The sequence below is a fragment of the Cognatishimia sp. F0-27 genome (genome assembly GCF_020667845.1).
Taxonomy (GTDB): Bacteria; Pseudomonadota; Alphaproteobacteria; order Rhodobacterales; family Rhodobacteraceae; genus JAFMPQ01.
The window spans coordinates 76556-94381 of sequence record NZ_JAFMPQ010000021.1 but is presented as its reverse complement, the minus strand read 5'-3'; the positions used below and the strand labels follow the sequence as shown (position 1 = coordinate 94381).

The window sequence follows — 17826 nt, the reverse complement described above, 5'->3', positions numbered from 1 at the left end:
GCTGGACTGATCCTGTGGCCGTTGTGCTTGCGCATGGCGGGCCTGTCAGCCCGGTGTGAGCCATGCCTGACGGGCGCGTTGGACGGGTGGCGTGGTCGTATTTCATGGACCTCGCCGGGCACAAGGGTGTGCCGCTGGACTGATCCTGTGGCCGTTGTGCTTGCGCATGGCGGGCCTGTCAGCCCGGTGTGAGCCGTGCCTGACGGGCGCTCTGGTCGGGTGGCATGGTAGTATTTCATGGACCTCGCCGGGCGCAAGGGTGTGCCGCTGGACTGATTCTGTGGCCGTTGTGCTTGCGCATGGCGGGCCTGTCAGCCCGGTGTGAGCCGTGCCTGACGGGCGCGTTGGACGGGTGGCGTGGCAGTATTTCATGGACCTCGCCGGGCACAAGGGTGTGCCGCTGGACTGATCCTGTGGCCGTTGTGCTTGCGCATGGCGGGGCCCGGCCAGCCCGGTGTGAGCCGTGTTTGACGGGCGCGGAGCGGCGCGCGCATCAAGGGGATGCGGTCTGTCGACATGATTGGGGCGCCCTTTCCGCCGGGCGCAAGGCACGTATTCAGGTCGAGATCACGCGGTAACGCGCGCGAGGAGGCCGGTGCCGATTGCGTAGCTGCGCTCCGTGCGCCGGGAGTATTCCGGCCGTTCGCTGCGCCCTGGCCGGGATGTCCCGCGCGGCGCCACAAGACAGGCATGCTTGAAAACCGGCAACAGGGATGCCGGCACAGGCACATCCCCCGGAGGGTAGCGCCGGATGGCTGGGTGACGGACCGTAGGGTGGCTGGCCGTGTGGCAAGCGGCGGCGCTTTGATGTGCCGCTTTTTGACAGGTGGATCGGTGGCAGACGGCCGGCCATCGGTCTGCTTCATTGCGGACGGCCTGGCATCAGGCCGATTGATGACAACCGGCTTGGCAATGGCTCAGCGAGAGGCCGCGCCGCTTGCAACCCTCGACCGCGCTGATCGGATCACACAAGCGCGGGGCACTTGGATCTGCGCGGACTGGCCAAAGCGGCGTCAGCGCAGATACTGCATCGGATCGACGCTATCAAAGCCGTCCCGAACTTCGAATTGCACAAAGGACGGATCGCCAGCACTCACGCGGGCAATGGTCTGACCACGGCTCACCGCGTCCCCCTTTGTGACAGAAACTTCGTCCACGAACATGTAGACCGTGATCAGGTCATCCGGGTGACGGATCAGAAGGAACTGCACCCCTTCGTCATTCTTGCCCACATGCGCCACGGACCCGGAGGCGGCGGCCTTGACCGGTTGCCCAGCGGTGGCGCCGATCGCGATACCGTCGCTGCGGCCGCGGGCGAATTCGCGGATGATCGAACCCTGCACCGGCATCACCATCTCGGCCCCCGAGGGCCGGGCCTCCGACTGGCCAATATCGGCCACCGGTTCCGGTGGCGTTTCCGGCGCGGCCGCGGCCTGCGCGGGTTCGGGGGTCTCGACCACCGGCGGCAACGGTTTGGCGGCGGAGGGCGGCACCGGGGTTGGCGTGCCTTCGCCCGGTTCGATCACCTGCGCCTCGCGCTGGCGCGTGCCGCGCTCCTCGCGGGTGGTCGGGATCAGCAGGAACTGACCTTCGCGCAGGGCATAATTGCTGTCGAGCGCGTTCCAGTCCGCCAGTGCGCGGGGAGAAACCCCGAAGCGGCGCGCGATGGTGAAAGCGGTTTCGCCGCGTTCGACCTTGTGACGCACCGGCTCCACACCGGTCTGGACCGGCGCGGCGGCCGCGGCCGGCGTGGGATCGGCCCGGTTGATCGCCGCCTCGGCGAGCGTGCTGACATCCACATCGGCGGCGGGGCGGATCGGCCCTGCGGTCGCCGCGCCTGTGGCCGGTCCGGGTTCGGCGACCCGGCGGGGCAGGGCGATGACCTCGCCGCGCCGCAACGCGTCGTCGACGCGAATGCCGTTGAACCGGGCCAGCTCGGCGGCCGGGAGCCCGACACGCTCGGCCACGTCGGCCAGACGGTCGCCGCGCCGTGCGATCGCGACCTGGTAATTCGGATAGGAGATCACACCCCGATCGTCCGGCCGGGGACGGGGGGCTATTGCCGCGGTAGCGGCGGCGGACGTGTCCACGCTGCCGCCCATCCGGCCGCGCAGGTCGAAATCCGCAGGCCCCTCGCAAGCGGCCAAGGCTGCGATGAAGGTAATCCCGAAAGCCATCCGGGCCGTGGGTCGTCTGACTGCGTCACGCGCCATGCTCATGTCCTCGCTATGCGCCCCTTGTTCCGGGGCGTCATGCCTCGTGGCGGAGATCCGCCGAAATGCGACCCACGTGCGGGCCGCGTCCTGTCCGTTGCAGGGCGTCCGGCGGGCTTAGTCCCGCCCGAGCCCCTCGAGAAGCGGCACAAACCGCACGGGCCGCAACTCGTCATACTCAAAACCAGTCTCGTGCCGGGTCACCCGGATCAGGCTCTGAACCGTATCCGACTGGCCCACCGGCACCACCATGATACCGCCAATCTTCAATTGCGCCAAGAGCGGGCCCGGCGGATCTTCGGCCGCGGCGGTCACAATGATGCGGTCAAAGGGCGCCTGTTCGGTCCAGCCATGCGACCCATCGGCGGTAAAGGCGGTGATGTTCACCAGTCCGAGCGCCTCGAAGACCGCCTTGGCCTCGCGCACAAGCCGTGCGTGGCGGTCCACGGTATAGACGCGCCGCGCCAGCTGGCTCAGGATCGCCGCCTGGTAACCTGAGCCGGTGCCCACTTCGAGCACCTTGTCGCGCGGCGAGATCCGCAACGCCTGCGTCATCAGCGCGACAACGGAGGGCTGCGAGATGGTCTGGCCACAGGCGATGGGCAAGGGCATGTCTTCGTAGGCGCGATCGGCAAACAGACCTTGGATAAACGCGCCCCGGTCGATCTTTTCCATCGCGTTCAGCACGCTCTTGTCCGTCACGCCCTTGGAGCGCAGAGCAAAGAGGAACTGCATCTTGGCAGTTGCGTCAAAGCTCATGGCTGGGGCCTCATGCAAACGCGCGCCCCAGAGCGTCAAGCGCGTCATGGGCTGTCAGGTCGGCGCGCATGGGGGTGACCGAGATATAGCCTTCGAGGTTGAGAGCGGCATCCGTTCCGGCCTGGGTCGGGGCGCGCTGATCCCCGCCGCGGACCCAGAGGAACCGCCGCCCGGATGGGGCATTGTGCGGCTCGACAGAGAAGCGCGTGCCCTCCCGCCGTCCTTGCGGGCATGCGCGCACGCCCTTGACCGCCGCCGCGGGCACCGGCGGAAAGTTCACGTTGTAAAAGAGCTTGTACGGGGTTTCGTCCAGCGTCGGGGCAGACAGGATGCGCCGGACCGTATCGGCCCCATGCACCAGCGCGGCCTCGAACGGGTCCTCGGCGGTTGCGTTGTCCGGCCCGTAATACTGCGACAGCGCAATGGCGGGGATGCCTTGAAGCGCGGCTTCCATCGCGCCGCCCAACGTGCCGGAATACACCGTGTTTTCCGCAGAGTTGTTGCCGCGGTTTACCCCGGACAGAACGAGATCGGGCAGCGTATCGGCCATCACGTCGTGGACACCCGCAAGAACGCAATCCGCCGGGCTGCCTTCGGCGGCAAAACGGCGCGGCCCCATCTGGGCGATCATGGTGGGGTGGGTATAGGAGATGCAATGCGCAACGCCGGATTGTTCAAACGCTGGCGCGACCGTCCAGACCTCGCCATCCGGGCCGGCGATCTCGTGTGCAATGGCGTCGAGAACCGCCAGTCCTGGCGCGTTGATGCCGTCATCATTGGTGATCAGAATTCGCATGGGCTCCGCCGCTCCGGTTTGGTTCTCAATAGGGGAGCGGGCCTCCGGGGGCAAGCGCAGGCGGCGCCTTGGCCACCCTGCGACGGGGAGGGATGGTTGCCTGAGCGCTTTTTGCCCGGACACCCGCCCGGCCAAGCGCGAGCGTCGCCCCGGTCGCGGGCGGGCTCACCGCCGTGCAATCCCGGTTCAGGCTTCGCGCGCGGGATCGAGCAAGGCCAGAAGCCTTTGGGCTTCGTCGCGCGGGTGGGCCAGCGCATCGCGGTTTTCGCCGGGATGAAAGCGGTTGCGCAGCCCTGTTGCCATGGGGCGCGGCGCGAGGATGCGCACGCGCGGCCCGGTCTTTTCCGTCTCGGCGGCCCATGTGCGGGCCAGCGCGATCTGGGCTGTCTTGGTCGGGCCATACTGGCCGTAGAATTTCTCGCCCCCCTTGGGGTCGTCAAAGAACAGTGCGGTGCCCTCGGATCCCAACAACGGCGCGATATAAGGGATCAGGTGTCCCATGGCCGCGATATTGGTCTGGACGGAGTTCTTCCAGTCCTTGGCATCGATATGAGCGGCAGGGGTGAGCTGCGCGCTGTGGATGGCCGTGTGCGCCCAGAGGTCGATCCCGCCCCAACGGTCATGCACGGAGCGGCACAGATGCGCCATGGCCTTGGCGTCGCTGACGTCCATCGGAGCCAGCGTGGCCTCTCCCCCCTTGGCCTTTATGGCGTCATCCAGCTCTTCGAGCGCGCCAACGGTGCGGGCCACGGCGACAACGTGGTATTCCGGGGCGAGCGCTTCGGCGAGGGCAAAGCCAAGGCCGCGAGAAGCGCCGGTGATCAGGGCGATGGGAGTGTTCATGGCGCTCCATTGGCGCGCCGCGGCGGAAATGTCAATTCCACCGCGGGCCGATGTGACTGTCGCCGCGCCGGGTGGCGAGGATCAGCGCGCAGGCATGATCGTCGTGGCCTCGACGCGGGCGATCAGGTCGCGGATCTGCAGGAGCGACAGCGGCCCTTCGGTCGCAAAGCGATCGGCAGAAAAGGCCGGACCGCGCCGAAGGTAATAGACCTTCACCAATGTGTCGCCACGTTTGATCAGCGTCATCACGGAAATCTCGCCGCGCTCCGGCGTGTCGCGATAGGCCGGACAGCCAAGAACGAGGGTCTGTTGGTCCTCGTCGTCCGTGACGATCTGGGAAAAGGCTCCGCGACATGCGGCGCGGAACACCGAGATCTGGCCGTCGCGATAGCCGCGCACCGGGCCCTCGAGCGGGGTCTCGGCTGAAATGGCAAACAGCTGGGTCCATGTCTCGAACCGCTGGTCTGCGGGGATGAATTCCAGCAGAACCCGCGTGGTGCCATTGGCGGTTTCGCCCTCGCCGCGGGCAATCTTGCTGTCGCGGTCCAGCGTTTCGGCGGAGCGCACCCAGGGGGGCAGGCGAAACTCGGCCTCGTTGTCGAACAGCGGGACGATCGAGTTTTGGCCAAATCGGTCGGCTGATTGTGCGAAAAGCGGACCCGCGCAGAACAGGAGCAGCAGAGCCATGCCACGGGCAAAGAGGCGCAGGCCGTTGCCGCCCGGCCCACCGCAGGGCATCTACTCGGCGGCCTTCATCTGAAAACCCTTTTCGATCATGTCGGCGGGCACGACGGGGTATTCACCGGAGAAACAGGCGTCGCAATATTGCGGCTGTGTCGCGTTGCGGCCCTTGGCTTCGCCGACAGCCCGGTAGAGCCCGTCGAGAGAGATGAAACGCAGCGAGTCGACGCCGAGGTGATCGCGCATTTCGTCCTCGGACATGGTCGCGGCCAGCAGCTTTTCGCGGTTGGGCGTGTCCACCCCGTAAAAACAGGGCCAGGCGGTCGGGGGAGACGCAATGCGGAAATGCACTTCGGCGGCGCCGGCATCGAGGATCATTTCCTTGATCTTGCGCGACGTGGTGCCGCGCACCACCGAGTCGTCCACCAGAATGACCCGCTTGCCCTCGATCAGGGCGCGGTTGACGTTCAGCTTGAGCCGCACACCCATGTTGCGGATCTGCTCGGTCGGCTCGATGAAGGTGCGGCCCATGTATTGGTTGCGCACGATGCCCATCGCGTAAGGGATGCCCGATTCCTGGCTGAAGCCGATCGCCGCGGGCGTGCCGCTGTCGGGCACCGGGCAGACAAGATCGGCCTCGACCGGCGCCTCCTTGGCGAGTTCGACCCCGATCTGGCGCCGGGTTTCATAGACCGAGCGGCCACCGATAATGCTGTCGGGACGCGAGAAATATACGTGTTCGAAGATGCAGAAGCGGGGCCGCGCGGGGCGGAATGGGTGATGGCTCTGGACCCCATGCTCCGCGGTGATCACGACCATTTCGCCGGGTTCGATCTCGCGCACATATTCCGCGCCGATGATGTCCAGCGCGCAGGTCTCCGAACTCAGCACCCAGCCGCCGTGATCCTCGCCGCCCAGCTTTCCCAGCACCAGTGGCCGCACGCCCAGCGGGTCGCGCACGCCGATCAGCTTGGTGCGGGTCATCGCGACGACGGAAAACGCGCCCTCGACGCGGCGCAGCGCGTCTTCCATGCGGGCCGGGATGTCGCGTTGCAGCGAGCGGGCCATGAGGTGAATGATGCACTCGCTGTCAGACGAGCTCTGGAAAATCGAGCCGCGCTCGATCAACTCGCGGCGCAGAGAGTCGGCATTGGTGATGTTGCCGTTATGCGCAATAGCGGCCCCACCCATGGAAAACTCGCCAAAGAAGGGCTGCACGTCGCGGATCGCGGTCTGGCCTTTCGATCCGGCGGTCGAGTAGCGCACATGCCCGATGGCGAGCGGGCCGGGCAGGGTCTCCATCAGCGATTGCTTGGTGAAGTTGTCACGCACATAGCCGAAGCGCCGCGCGGAATTGAACCCGGTCTCGGGATGATGGGCGACGATGCCCCCGGCTTCCTGACCGCGATGTTGCAGCGCGTGCAGACCGAGCGCTACGAAATTGGCGGCATCCGCCGCGCCGATCACGCCAAAGATCCCGCATTCTTCGTGCAACGTATCGCCGTCCCCGTCGGGGTCGATCGCGTCGAAATCAAAGGGATGCGAAGGGGGCATGAGACGGTCGGTCATGGGCAGTCTTTCGAGAGCAGGGCCATCATGGGCATCCTATAGGGGTTACGATGCGCAGTGTCACGCCGCGAATGGTCACGTCAGACCGGGGATCGCAGGAAATGCCGCAAATTTGTGAGGCAGGCGACGGAGGTTTGTCTGATTGCGGTGCATGACGGAGATGGCGGGGTGCCGCATCGCGCAGAAGGCACGGCGGCGCGCGGGTGTGACGCGCGGCATGATCGAGCGGGAGCGGGAAAGGGCCGTGGAGATGTCAGGCTTTTCAGACCACGTGGCCCGCAGCGCTGCGCGCCCGGCGATCCGTGCCGCTAAACGGCTCTGGCAGAGGGGCTTTTTGATGCCAACGTCGGCACATGCGATGCATTGTGCCCGGGGCCATCAGACCGCCCGATGCAGATTTCATGACCGATACCGACGCGGAGACCGATAACAGGGGCGGCTTGGATCAGGCGTCGCTTCCGGCGGAGGGCGCATCACAGATCCCGACGAGCTGTTCGTATTGTGCGGTGATCCAGCCAAGCGCCTGTTCGGGGTTCTGGTCCTCGATGCGCCCGGTGAACCGCGAGAACACTTCCGCGGACCGCGAATCGTTGATCATCGGGATGTCCTGCGCGCTGATCACGGTTTCATAGACAAAGAACGCCACCGCAACGAGAAGGATGCCGCGCGCGACACCAAAGAAGAAGCCAAGCGCCTGATCGAGCCCGCCCAGTGCGGAGCGCTGGATGATCGACGAAAAAAGCGGCGTGAACAGCGATGTGATGACGAGCGCAAGCGTAAACACGGCCGCGAAGGCCGCGATCACCGACAGCTCGCAACTATCGGCCAGAAACTCCCCGACAACAGGCAGTTCCTTGACCAGCGGCTGGACCTGCGCGGCAAACATGAATGCCACGACGGCCGCAATGACCCAGCCGGCAATCGCCATGGTTTCGCGCACCAAGCCGCGTGAATAGGCCAGAAGCGCAGAAAGCACGATGATCACGGCGACCGCACCGTCGATGATGGTAAAGCCTTCCATGGGTGTTTTGCCTTCCTGCCTGTCGCGATTGGATCGGGCCTGCTCAGTATCAGCCCGCGCCGAAATGTTCCCCCACGAAAGCGGTCAGGTCTTCGAGCTTCGACAGGCTCATCCCGTCGCCGCTGCCCGTCTTGCCGCCTTTCGCAAGGATCGCGGTGGAGAAACCAAGTTTTCGCGCTTCTTTCAACCGGTTTTCGGTCTGACCGACCGGGCGCAGCGCACCAGAGAGGGAAATCTCGCCAAAAACCACCGTCTCTGGCGGTAATGCAACATCTTCGCGGGCGGAAAGCAGCGCAGCCGCCACCGCCAGATCGGCCGCCGGCTCGGAGATCTTCATTCCGCCGGCGACGTTGAGATACACATCGAGCCCCGCGAAGGGGATCCCGCAGCGCGATTCGAGCACCGCCAGAATCATCGCGAGCCGTGATCCGTCCCAACCGACGACGGAGCGGCGCGGCTGCGAATGCGGCGAGGGCGCGACCAGCGCCTGAAACTCCACCAGCACGGGGCGGGTGCCTTCGATGCCGGAAAACACCACCGAACCGGGCGCGGGTGTCCCGCGTTCCGACAGGAACAGTGCCGACGGGTTGGTGACTTCCGAAAGGCCGCTGCCGGTCATTTCGAACACGCCGATCTCGTCTGCCGGCCCGAAGCGGTTCTTGACCGAGCGCAGGATACGGAACTGGTGCCCGCGTTCGCCTTCGAAATACAGCACGGTATCGACCATGTGCTCGACCACGCGCGGGCCGGCGATCTGGCCGTCCTTGGTGACGTGGCCCACCATGATCACCGCGGAGCCGCGCTCCTTGGCGAGCCGGGTCAGCTCATGGGCGGCGGCGCGGACCTGGCTGACCGATCCGGGCGCGCTGTCCACGGTGTCGGACCACATGGTCTGGATCGAATCGACAATGGCAAGGTCGGGCCGTTCCGCATCCAGCGTTGTGAGAATGTCGCGCAGGTTGGTGTCGGCGGCCAGCTTGACCGGGGACTGTTCAAGCCCCAGCCGGGCGGCACGCAGGCGCACCTGTGCCGAGGCTTCCTCTCCCGAGATGTAGATCACCTTGAGCCCGGCCCGGGCAAAGGCCGAGGCTGCCTGCAACAGCAGCGTGGATTTGCCGATACCCGGATCGCCCCCGACCAGCACGGCCGAGGCCGGCACCAGCCCGCCTCCCAGCACGCGGTCAAGCTCTCCCAGCGCCGAGGCGGTGCGCGGCGGCGGCGCCTCCTTGGAGGACAGGTCCGACAGCGTCACCGTGCGTCCGCGCGCGGCGAGGCTTTTCTTGCCGGGACCGGAGGAGAGCGGTTTTTCCTCTTCTATGGAGTTCCATTCGCCGCATTCATCGCAGCGGCCGGACCACTTGGAATAGCGCGCCGCGCAGGACTGGCAGACAAAGGTCAGGGAGGGTTTGGCCATGAAGACTCCGCACTGGTTGGAGATGCCTTATGCCGGAGCGCTGCGGGAAGGCCAATGGGGCGGATGCCCAACCGTTGAGGCGCGCCGGGGCGGGCGCAATTGTGGCACCGCGCCCGGAGACGGTGGCGGCGTCGGAACGCGCTCAGCCACGATCTGCGGCGCGCCGGGACTATTCCGCCGCGCGGGGCGGCAGCCGGGTGATGTTGCGGCCCGCGCTGTCGGATTGCGGGGCGTCCTGGGCATCCGGGGAGGCGGATTGGGCGCCTTCATGTGACGCCGCCTTGTCGCGTGTCATGTCGCCCCGCGTGTCCCGCGCCGTGTCGCGCTCTGCCGCCTCGATACGCGGCAGGAGTTCCGGCATGATCTCTGCGAGATCGTCGCGCAACCGGTCGAGCTGCGCCTGTGCCACGGCCTCGTCCATCTCGACATCGCGCGCCCACCGCTTGATTTCGACCGCCATGGATTTGGCGGTTTCGATCCGCGTGTTGAAATCGGCGATTTCCTCTTGCCGGGCAATCAGAAAATCCCGCGCCCGCTGCATGTTACGATCGGAATAAGTCTGTGCCAGTTCCTGGCTGACATGGCTCATCTGGGCGGCGATTTCGAGCACGGAGGGTTCCAGATCCGCCAGATCCGGATGATTGCGCAAAAAGGCCAGCCTTTCACGGATGGAGTCGAATTCGCCGCGCAATTGAAACGCGCCCTGGCGATCCGACTGATGCGCCACCGCGTAGGCGCGCGCCACGTCCTGCATCCCGATATGGAACCGGCGATGCGAGTTTTCGAGCGCCATGATGCGCGCATTGGCTGGCAAATAGAAACACAGGCCCACGATCAGCGCCGTCAAGCCGCTTTGAACCCAGATGCCGGCATCGGGATAGACGGTCTCGCCAAACCGCAGTGGCATGTCTACCCAGGTCGCGTAGCCCAGCAGGCAGGCGATGGTGTAGGCCATCAGACCGCAGGCCAGCACGATGAGTGCCGCCAAGGCGATCAGTTGCATCGTCCGCGCCAGCAAGCTGAACAGCGACCGTATCGGGATTCCCATGGACACTCTCGATCCTGATTATTTGAGCGGCCATCAGGTTAGGACAAGATGTCGAATTTCTGAAAAGAAAAAATCAATTTTTAGGCACACTTGGCAAGGATAGTGCGCAAATGCCCCGATCCTGTGCCCGGCGTCAGGAAAACCACCAGGTCAACGCCAGCAGAGCGACAAAAAGCACGGTATGAACCAGGTCGATCCAGCGCCAGCGCGGCAGCGGAAGAAGCGCGCTGAGACACATCAGCACCGAGGGCAGCACGAGAATGGGCAGCCCGCTCCCGGCGGCCATCATCCGCGCCCCGCTCGCATAGGTGGGTCCGGTGAGGCCGGCCATCGGGGCAAAGGTCACGGCAATGGCCGGCAGCGCGATGAGCAGCGCGGCTCCCGCCATCCAGCGCGACAAGCCGTAGCCGGCTGCGACGCGCAGCAGCGCCAGGACCGCCAGCAGTTCGAGATACACGAACTTCTTGAAAAAGAAGAACGCCAGCAAGAGCGGATCGGGTTCGGGCAGGAAACTCATCGCACCGCCTCGATCGGACCCACGGCAGAGCCGGAAATGAATTGCGTCACATACGGATCGCCGCTCTGATCCATTCCGGAGACGGGCCCCGTCCACTGGATCACACCATCATGCAGCATGGCGACGTGATCGGCGATGGCGCGCACGGAGGACATGTCATGGGTAATGGTCAGCGCGGTCGCACCCATTTCGGACACGATCTCGCGGATCAGGTCGTTGATGACCCCGGCCATGATCGGGTCGAGCCCGGTGGTCGGTTCGTCAAAGAAGATGATCTCGGGCTCGGCAGCAATCGCACGGGCAAGCCCGACCCGTTTCTGCATCCCGCCGGACAGCTCTGCGGGAAAGCGGTCGGCCACGTCCGGCTTGAGCCCGACCCGGCGCAGCTTCTCGATAGCGATGGCGCGGGCCTCATCGCGCGGGCGGGCCAGCGCGCCGCGCAAAAGGCGGAAGGCGACGTTCTGCCAGACCGGCAGGCTGTCGAAGAGAGCTCCGCCCTGAAACAGCATTCCGAACCGCGCAAGCAGCGCGTCACGCTCGGCGCGGGTCACGTCCTCGCCGTCAACGGTGATCGTGCCGCTGTCCGGCGTGACCAGCCCGAGGATGCATTTCAGCATCACGGATTTGCCGGTGCCGGAGCCACCGATGATCACCATGGAGCTGCCCTTGGCAATGGTCAGATCGACCCCGCGCAACACCGCATTGTCGTCAAAACGCTTGCAGACCTTGTCGAGCGTGATCACGGACACCCTCCCTCGGTCACCGGGCCAATCGGGCAGCCAAGCCCGACCCTGCGAAGATGGCAGGCAGGGCGGTCGCCATCTGCAGTTCGCCCGAAGGGGACGCCATGGAACAAAGAACGCAGCCGGGTCACAACGAGAAAAACACCCCCGTCAGCAGGAAATTGGCGGCAAGGATCAGCACGGCGGCGGCCTCGACGGATCCCTTGGTCGCGCGGCCCACACCTTGCGCCCCGCGGCCCGAGTGCATCCCGAAATAGCATCCCATCAGCGCCGCGATCCCGCCAAAGGCACAGCCCTTGACCAGCGAGGAAACGATGTCGCGGGCTTCGAGAAAATTCACCGTATTGGCAAGATACGCGGCCTGGTTGAAGCCGAGCGACCCGGTGGCCACCATGTAGCCGCCGAAAATGCCGATCACGTCGCCGATGGCCACCAGCCCAGGCACCACGATCAACGCCGCGAGCACGCGCGGTGCAACGAGGTATTTCATCGGATCCGTCGACAGCGTCACGAGCGCGTCGATCTGTTCGGTGACCTTCATGGTCGCGATCTCGGCCGCGATGGAGGAGGTGACGCGCGCGGCAATCATCAGCCCAACAAGCACCGGTCCAAGCTCGCGCACCATGCCGATGGCCACGATCTGCGGCACCACGGCCTCCGCGTTGAACCGCGCCCCGCCCGAGTAGATCTGAAGGGCCAGCGCGCCGCCGGTGAAAAGCGCCGTCAGCCCGACCACGGGCAGCGACAGCCACCCGACATTCAGCAGCGCGATGCCGAATTCGCGGGCATAAAAGGGCGGGCGCAGCATGTGCCCGACCGCGCTGAACGCAAACAGGCTCACCCGGCCCGTCGCGGCCAGCACCTGAAGCACGAACCGACCCAGGATGCCAAGGGGCGCCAGCAGGCTCATCCGTGGTAGCGCCGGTCGTAGCGCGCGCCGAGCGATGTGAGGATTTCATAGCCGATGGTGCCGGCCCAGTCGGCCAGACGGTCGACACCCTGACGGCTGTCCAGAAGCGTGAGCTGTTGGGGTGGCTCCGCGCAGTCGGAGACATCCACGCCGATCAGGTCCATCGAGATCCGTCCCAACACCTTGCACGGCGTGTCGTCGCTCCGGAAAGAGGCCTGCGGCCCCATCGCGCGGATCAGCCCGTCGGCATAGCCCGCGCTGATCGTGGCCACCCTGGTGGGGCGCTCGGCGCGCCAGGTGTTGCCGTAGCCGACGGTCTCTCCGGGCAGCACGGTGCGGGTCTGGATCACCGGCACGTGCAGGGCGACCACCGCGCGCGCCTGCGCATAGGGCGCCCCGCCATAGACACCGATACCGGGGCGGATCACGTCGAAATGGTAGTCCTCGCCAAGCAGCGTGCCGCCCGTGGCCGCCAGCGAGCGCGGCGCGTCGATCCCGTCCGTCATGGCGCGAAAGGCGCTGAGCTGGGTGGCGTTCATGGCGTGATCCGGTTCATCGGCGCAGGCGAGGTGGCTCATCACAAGCGCAGGGCCGGCGGCCAGCGCCGCGTCGCGCAAGGCGGCCCAGTCCGCGGGTTCGATCCCGAGCCGGTTCATGCCGCTGTCAAGCTGGATGCCGAACGGATGGTGGGGCAGGGCCGCGCGATGCCGCGCCCATTGCTCGGCGGAATTGATCATCGGCGTCAAGGCCGCGTCGCGGATCAGGGCCGCGTCCCCCTCCATATGGCCGGAGAAGACGTTGATCTCGATCCCGTCGCCAAGAGCGGTCCGCAAGGCGGCGCCTTCCTCGGCCAAGGCAACGAAGAACCGCCGCGCACCGGCTTCCGCGAGGGCTTTGCTGACCGGGACAACACCCAGCCCGTAGGCATCCGCCTTGACCACCGCACCGGCCTCGGCCCGGGCCATCGCGGCCAGCGCGCGCCAGTTTGCCACGAGGGCGGAAAGATCAATATCGAGCAATGCTTGTGCCATGGCGCGGTTTTGGCAGGCTTGCCGCGACCGTCAAGCCAAAAATCCCGCGCGTGGGCGCCAATGCACCCAAGCCCGCCTTGCCGGGCGGGGCGAGCGGCGCTAGGCATGGCGCAATGACCGGTGATCCCGCAAGGAGCTCAGACCCGTGACCGATTTCGATGCCGCGCTGGCCCGCAAGATCGATACCAAGACCAAGCCGCGCGGCGCGCTGGGCCGGATCGAAGCGATCGCGGCCAAGATCGCGCGCCTGCAGGGGCGGCTCGATCCGGTGATGGAAACCTGCCGTCTCGTGATCTTTGCCGCCGATCATGGCATCGCGGAGGAGGGTGTGTCGGCGTATCCGTCCGATGTCACGCGTCAGATGGTGCTCAACTTCGCCGCGGGCGGCGCGGCGGCAAATGTCTTTGCGCGGGTCAACGGTCTGGATCTCGACGTGGTCAATGCCGGGGTGCGGGGTGGCCCGTTCGGCAATCCCGGCGTGATCGAGAAATCGCTGGGTGAGGGCACGGCCTCTTTCCTGACGCAGCCGGCGATGACGGCGGACCAGACGGCGGAAGCCTTGTCGATCGGGCGCGAGATTGGCGGCGAGGGGCCGTGGCCCGCGGTTGCCTTTGGGGAAATGGGGATCGGCAACACCTCGTCGGCCTCCATGGTGGCGCATCACCTCACCCGCACACCGCTCAAGGATCTTGTCGGGCGCGGTACCGGGCTTGACGACGAAGGGTTCCTGCGCAAGGTCGCGGTGCTCGAAAAAGCGAATGCGCGGGTCACGGGGGCGCTGACGCCCGAGGAGGTTCTGCGCGAATTCGGCGGGTTCGAGATCGCCATGATGACGGGCGCGATGCTGGGGGCGGTGCACGCCCGCAAGCTTGTGCTGGTCGACGGGTTCATCGCGTCGAGCGCGGCTTTGGCGGCGGCCCGGATCGACCCGGCTGCGCGCGACGCGATGGTGTTTTGCACCTTGTCGATAGAGCCCGGACACCGGCTTGTGCTTTCGGCGTTGGGCGCCGATCCGTTGCTCGACCTGCGGCTCGGGCTGGGCGAGGGCACCGGGGCCGCGCTGGCCTGGCCGATCGTGAAATCGGCGGCGGCCATGCTCAACGAAATGGCGTCGTTCGAAGAAGCCGGCGTCTCGGACCGGGATTGACCGCGCCTTGGACGATCCTGACAGCGATCCGGCCCGCGTTTCGCGCGTGGCGCGCCCGGCTGGGTCGGACGACCCCGGCCCTTGGCGGTTGGAAGCCACATCCTTCGGACTGGCGGTGCAGTTTCTGACCCGCTTACCGGTGCCTTGGACGGTGCCGTATTCGGACGAGCTGGCGATGCGCGCGGCGCGGTATTATCCGCTCGTGGGGGCTTTGGTGGGTCTCGTCGGCGCGCTGGTGCTCTGGCTGGCGACGCTGGTTTTTCCGCCGCTGGTCGCGGTCTTGCTCTCGTTGAGCGCGACCTTGCTGGTGACGGGCGCGTTTCACGAAGACGGGCTTGCCGACACGGCTGACGGTTTGGGTGGCGGGATGGACCGTGCGAAAGCGCTTGAAATCATGCGCGATTCCCGGATCGGGAGTTATGGTGCGATCGCGCTTGTCGTGGTTCTGGGGCTCAAGGTTGCCACGCTGGCGGCGCTGCCGCCGGTGCTCGCCGGGATCGCCATGATCTGCGCGCATGGGGTCAGTCGGATGGCGGCGGTGCATGTGATCGCGACAACCGCCTATGCCCGGACCGACGCGCAGAAATTCGCGACACCCAAGGTCACGCCGGACGGCTATGGCTGGGCGGCGGCCACGGCGGTGGTGCTTGTTGTTGGCGCATTCGCCTGTGCCGGGGCGGGCGCGCTTCTGGCCGCCGCGGTGGGTTTCGCGGCCATGTGGATCATGCGGGGCGCCTTGGTGCGCAAGTTGGGCGGCCACACCGGGGATGGGCTGGGCGCGGTGCAGCAGCTGTCCGAATTGGGGCTCTATCTTGGGTTTCTCGCATGGCTCTGAGCCTGTTGCGTCACACGACGCCGGAGGTGGCGAAGGGTGTGTGCTACGGTGTGACAGACCTGCCTCTGGCTGCATCCTTTGAAGCCGAAGCGCAGCGCGTCTGCGACGCCTTGCCGGAGGTGCGCTGCATCGTGGCGTCGCCCTTGCAGCGGTGCCGTCAGCTTGCGGAGCGGATCGCGGCTCATGCATCACTTAAGCTTTACCTTTCAAGAGATTGGCAGGAAATGGATTTCGGCTCATGGGAAGGTCTCCGTTGGAGTGCCATTCCGCGCCATGAGATCGACGCCTGGGCGGCGGATTTCATGGGGTATCGCGGGCATGGGGGCGAGAGCGTTTCCCAGCTGTCGGAGCGCATCGCGCGCGCACTAAAGGCCACGCCAGAGGACGCCCTCGTGGTCACCCATGCGGGCTGCATCAAGGCGGCCTTGGCCCTGACCGGTGATCCGGAAGGGTGGAACGCGCGCCCGACCTTCGGGAGCATCACGCGGCTGGACGTGCGATCCGACCGGTTCTCGCGGCTCTAGGGCGGCCCGGACCCGAACCACGCCGTCGGGATAGCGTCAGACCCGGTCTCCTGTTCAGCCGGGGCCAAAGAGTCCTGCCATGACGCGTCTACGCGCTGGTCCGGCCAGACACGCGCGCAACCGGTTTCTGCCACGCGTGCGCGACACGTGCCGCCGTCGGGCGTGCTCAATACTCGTCGCTGCCTTGCTGCCAAGGCTTCACGAGGTTGCCGAAGCGCGTGAATTGAGATTCGAACGACAGTTCGACCGTGCCGATCGGCCCGTGACGCTGCTTGCCAATGATGACTTCGGCCTTGCCGTGCAGCCGTTCCATTTCTTCCTGCCACAGCGCCATCTTTTCGAGATCGTGTTCGCCCGGCTTCTCGCGTTCCTTGTAATATTCTTCCCGGAACACAAACATCACCACGTCTGCATCCTGTTCGATCGACCCCGATTCCCGCAGGTCAGAAAGCTGCGGGCGCTTGTCATCGCGGCTTTCCACCTGGCGGGAGAGCTGGGACAGCGCGATGACGGGGATGTTGAGTTCCTTGGCGATGGCCTTGAGCCCCATGGAAATCTCCGCGATTTCCTGAACCCGGTTATCGGATGTGCCGCGCAGAAGCTGTAGATAGTCGACGATGATCAGATCGAGCCCGTGCGTGCGCTTCAAACGACGCGCCCGGGCGGCGACCTGGCTGATTGGAAGCGCAGGCGTGTCGTCAATGAAGAGCGGGCAGGCTTCAAGCTCCTTCGCGGCTTCCACAAAGCGGCGGAATTCGCTTTCGATCATGTCGCCCTGGCGGATCTTGTGGCTTGAGATCTCCGAAGCCTCCGCAAGGATCCGGCCGGCAAGCTGCTCTGCGCTCATCTCGAGGCTGAAAAAGCCGACGACGCCGCCTTCGACGGCGCCTTCGCTTCCGTCCGGGCGCTCGCCGCGCCGATAGCTCTTGGCGACGTTGTAGGCGATATTGGTCGCAAGCGACGTCTTGCCCATCGACGGGCGCCCGGCGAGGATCAGCAGGTCGGACGGGTGCAGCCCGCCAAGCTTGCGGTCCATATCCACCAGCCCGGTGGAGATGCCCGCAAGACCCCCCTCGCGTTGATAGGCGGCATTGGCGACATTGACCGCGTCGGTCACCGCGCGCAGGAAGGATTGGAACCCGCTCTCCGAGCTGCCTTGCTCGGCCATGTGATAGAGCGCCTGTTCTGCCTCGACGATCTGCTCGCGCGGTTCGGAGGATACCTCGACCTTGGCAGCCTTCGAGGAGATGTCCTTGCCGAGCCGGATCAGGTCGCGCCGAATCGCGAGATCGTAGATCATCTGGGCGTAGTCACGCACCGCAAAGCTCGACACGGCAGACGCCGCAAGGCGCGCGAGATATTGCGGCCCACCCAGCTCCTTGAGACCCTCGTCCTCGGCCATGAAGGCCTTGAGCGTCACGGGAGAGGCGAGGGTGTTCTTGGCGATTCGTGCCGCGGAAATCTCGTAGATGCGGGTGTGTACCGGGTCAAAGAAATGCTCCGGCTTGATGATCGAAGCGACGCGGTCATACAGCTCGTTATCCGTGAGGATCGCACCAAGAAGCTGCTGTTCGGCCTCGATCGAATGCGGCATGGTCTCTGCCGCTTCCACATCCACACCGGTCGGATTGAAAGTCGTGATCTCGTTCATCGCGCTAAGCCCCCCTGCCATGTCCTGTCCGTTTCTGTCTGCCCGGCCAGTTCGTAACCCCGAGGTATCGCCACGGGGCCCGGCAGGGCAATGGGTGTTTGCGCGGAAATCTCTGGGTATTTTT

Annotated in this window: 17 protein-coding genes; 3 read left to right on the top strand and 14 right to left on the bottom strand. The window is 65.8% G+C overall.

The features are described 5' to 3' along the window. Nucleotides 1–1013: 1013 nt before the first annotated feature. The 13 genes from J1C49_RS12710 to alr all read right to left on the bottom strand — a co-directional run bounded on the left by J1C49_RS12710 (nt 1014) and on the right by alr (nt 13545). Nucleotides 1014–2213, bottom strand: a complete 1200-nt coding sequence (locus tag J1C49_RS12710; protein ID WP_227446205.1) for a LysM peptidoglycan-binding domain-containing M23 family metallopeptidase — start codon at nt 2211–2213, stop codon at nt 1014–1016. Nucleotides 2214–2330: 117 nt separating this feature from the next. Next, nucleotides 2331–2972, bottom strand: coding sequence for a protein-L-isoaspartate(D-aspartate) O-methyltransferase (locus J1C49_RS12705; RefSeq protein WP_227446204.1), 642 nt, complete (start codon nt 2970–2972; stop codon nt 2331–2333). A gap of 10 nt (nt 2973–2982) precedes the next feature. Further along, nucleotides 2983–3768, bottom strand: a complete 786-nt coding sequence (gene surE, locus J1C49_RS12700) for a 5'/3'-nucleotidase SurE (RefSeq protein WP_227446203.1) — start codon at nt 3766–3768, stop codon at nt 2983–2985. A gap of 186 nt (nt 3769–3954) precedes the next feature. Beyond that, on the bottom strand, nt 3955–4611 hold the full coding sequence (locus tag J1C49_RS12695) for an SDR family oxidoreductase (RefSeq protein ID WP_227446202.1): 657 nt from the start codon (nt 4609–4611) through the stop codon (nt 3955–3957). Nucleotides 4612–4692: 81 nt separating this feature from the next. Further along, complete coding sequence (locus J1C49_RS12690) at nt 4693–5349, bottom strand: hypothetical protein (RefSeq protein WP_227446201.1); 657 nt, start codon at nt 5347–5349, stop codon at nt 4693–4695. Further along, complete coding sequence (purF, locus tag J1C49_RS12685) at nt 5350–6846, bottom strand: amidophosphoribosyltransferase (protein ID WP_227446210.1); 1497 nt, start codon at nt 6844–6846, stop codon at nt 5350–5352. 460 nt (nt 6847–7306) lie between these two features. Continuing rightward, nucleotides 7307–7882, bottom strand: coding sequence for a CvpA family protein (locus J1C49_RS12680; protein WP_227446200.1), 576 nt, complete (start codon nt 7880–7882; stop codon nt 7307–7309). Between the two features lie 49 nt (nt 7883–7931). Continuing rightward, nucleotides 7932–9296, bottom strand: coding sequence for a DNA repair protein RadA (gene radA, locus J1C49_RS12675; RefSeq protein WP_227446199.1), 1365 nt, complete (start codon nt 9294–9296; stop codon nt 7932–7934). 169 nt (nt 9297–9465) lie between these two features. Beyond that, nucleotides 9466–10344, bottom strand: coding sequence for a DNA repair protein (locus J1C49_RS12670; protein WP_227446198.1), 879 nt, complete (start codon nt 10342–10344; stop codon nt 9466–9468). 133 nt (nt 10345–10477) lie between these two features. Then, complete coding sequence (locus J1C49_RS12665; RefSeq protein WP_227446197.1) at nt 10478–10861, bottom strand: hypothetical protein; 384 nt, start codon at nt 10859–10861, stop codon at nt 10478–10480. After that, a complete protein-coding gene (locus J1C49_RS12660; RefSeq protein ID WP_227446196.1) occupies nt 10858–11604 on the bottom strand; it encodes an ATP-binding cassette domain-containing protein in 747 nt (248 codons plus the stop codon). The genes J1C49_RS12665 and J1C49_RS12660 overlap by 4 nt, the downstream gene beginning before the upstream one ends. A gap of 127 nt (nt 11605–11731) precedes the next feature. Continuing rightward, complete coding sequence (locus tag J1C49_RS12655) at nt 11732–12514, bottom strand: ABC transporter permease (RefSeq protein ID WP_227446195.1); 783 nt, start codon at nt 12512–12514, stop codon at nt 11732–11734. Next, complete coding sequence (gene alr / locus J1C49_RS12650) at nt 12511–13545, bottom strand: alanine racemase (protein WP_227446194.1); 1035 nt, start codon at nt 13543–13545, stop codon at nt 12511–12513. The genes J1C49_RS12655 and alr overlap by 4 nt, the downstream gene beginning before the upstream one ends. A gap of 145 nt (nt 13546–13690) precedes the next feature. On the opposite strand from alr, the gene cobT reads away from it, so the two are divergent. Genes cobT through cobC form a run of 3 tightly spaced genes read left to right on the top strand, consistent with a single transcriptional unit; the run spans nt 13691 to nt 16051 of the window. Next, the gene (cobT, locus tag J1C49_RS12645; RefSeq protein WP_227446193.1) at nt 13691–14692 is read left to right on the top strand and encodes a nicotinate-nucleotide--dimethylbenzimidazole phosphoribosyltransferase; all 1002 of its coding nucleotides are present in this window, start codon (nt 13691–13693) and stop codon (nt 14690–14692) included. A gap of 7 nt (nt 14693–14699) precedes the next feature. Beyond that, nucleotides 14700–15527, top strand: coding sequence for an adenosylcobinamide-GDP ribazoletransferase (cobS, locus tag J1C49_RS12640; RefSeq protein ID WP_227446192.1), 828 nt, complete (start codon nt 14700–14702; stop codon nt 15525–15527). Further along, complete coding sequence (gene cobC / locus J1C49_RS12635; protein ID WP_227446191.1) at nt 15518–16051, top strand: alpha-ribazole phosphatase family protein; 534 nt, start codon at nt 15518–15520, stop codon at nt 16049–16051. The genes cobS and cobC overlap by 10 nt, the downstream gene beginning before the upstream one ends. 166 nt (nt 16052–16217) lie before the next feature. On the opposite strand, the gene J1C49_RS12630 is transcribed toward cobC, so the two are convergent. Then, on the bottom strand, nt 16218–17702 hold the full coding sequence (locus tag J1C49_RS12630) for a replicative DNA helicase (RefSeq protein ID WP_227446209.1): 1485 nt from the start codon (nt 17700–17702) through the stop codon (nt 16218–16220). Between the last annotated feature and the right edge of the window lie 124 nt (nt 17703–17826).

Excerpts from the sequence above, each read along its gene's own strand:
- purF (WP_227446210.1), bottom strand. The coding sequence starts at position 6,846 with ATGCCCCCTTCGCATCCCTTTGATTTCGACGCGATCGACCCCGACGGG.
- J1C49_RS12655 (WP_227446195.1), bottom strand. The coding sequence starts at position 12,514 with ATGAGCCTGCTGGCGCCCCTTGGCATCCTGGGTCGGTTCGTGCTTCAG.
- J1C49_RS12680 (WP_227446200.1), bottom strand. The coding sequence starts at position 7,882 with ATGGAAGGCTTTACCATCATCGACGGTGCGGTCGCCGTGATCATCGTG.
- J1C49_RS12695 (WP_227446202.1), bottom strand. The coding sequence starts at position 4,611 with ATGAACACTCCCATCGCCCTGATCACCGGCGCTTCTCGCGGCCTTGGC.
- surE (WP_227446203.1), bottom strand. The coding sequence starts at position 3,768 with ATGCGAATTCTGATCACCAATGATGACGGCATCAACGCGCCAGGACTG.
- J1C49_RS12670 (WP_227446198.1), bottom strand. The coding sequence starts at position 10,344 with ATGGGAATCCCGATACGGTCGCTGTTCAGCTTGCTGGCGCGGACGATG.
- cobC (WP_227446191.1), top strand. The coding sequence starts at position 15,518 with ATGGCTCTGAGCCTGTTGCGTCACACGACGCCGGAGGTGGCGAAGGGT.
- J1C49_RS12690 (WP_227446201.1), bottom strand. The coding sequence starts at position 5,349 with ATGCCCTGCGGTGGGCCGGGCGGCAACGGCCTGCGCCTCTTTGCCCGT.
- J1C49_RS12710 (WP_227446205.1), bottom strand. The coding sequence starts at position 2,213 with ATGGCGCGTGACGCAGTCAGACGACCCACGGCCCGGATGGCTTTCGGG.
- J1C49_RS12665 (WP_227446197.1), bottom strand. The coding sequence starts at position 10,861 with ATGAGTTTCCTGCCCGAACCCGATCCGCTCTTGCTGGCGTTCTTCTTT.
- J1C49_RS12705 (WP_227446204.1), bottom strand. The coding sequence starts at position 2,972 with ATGAGCTTTGACGCAACTGCCAAGATGCAGTTCCTCTTTGCTCTGCGC.
- radA (WP_227446199.1), bottom strand. The coding sequence starts at position 9,296 with ATGGCCAAACCCTCCCTGACCTTTGTCTGCCAGTCCTGCGCGGCGCGC.
- alr (WP_227446194.1), bottom strand. The coding sequence starts at position 13,545 with ATGGCACAAGCATTGCTCGATATTGATCTTTCCGCCCTCGTGGCAAAC.
- J1C49_RS12630 (WP_227446209.1), bottom strand. The coding sequence starts at position 17,702 with ATGAACGAGATCACGACTTTCAATCCGACCGGTGTGGATGTGGAAGCG.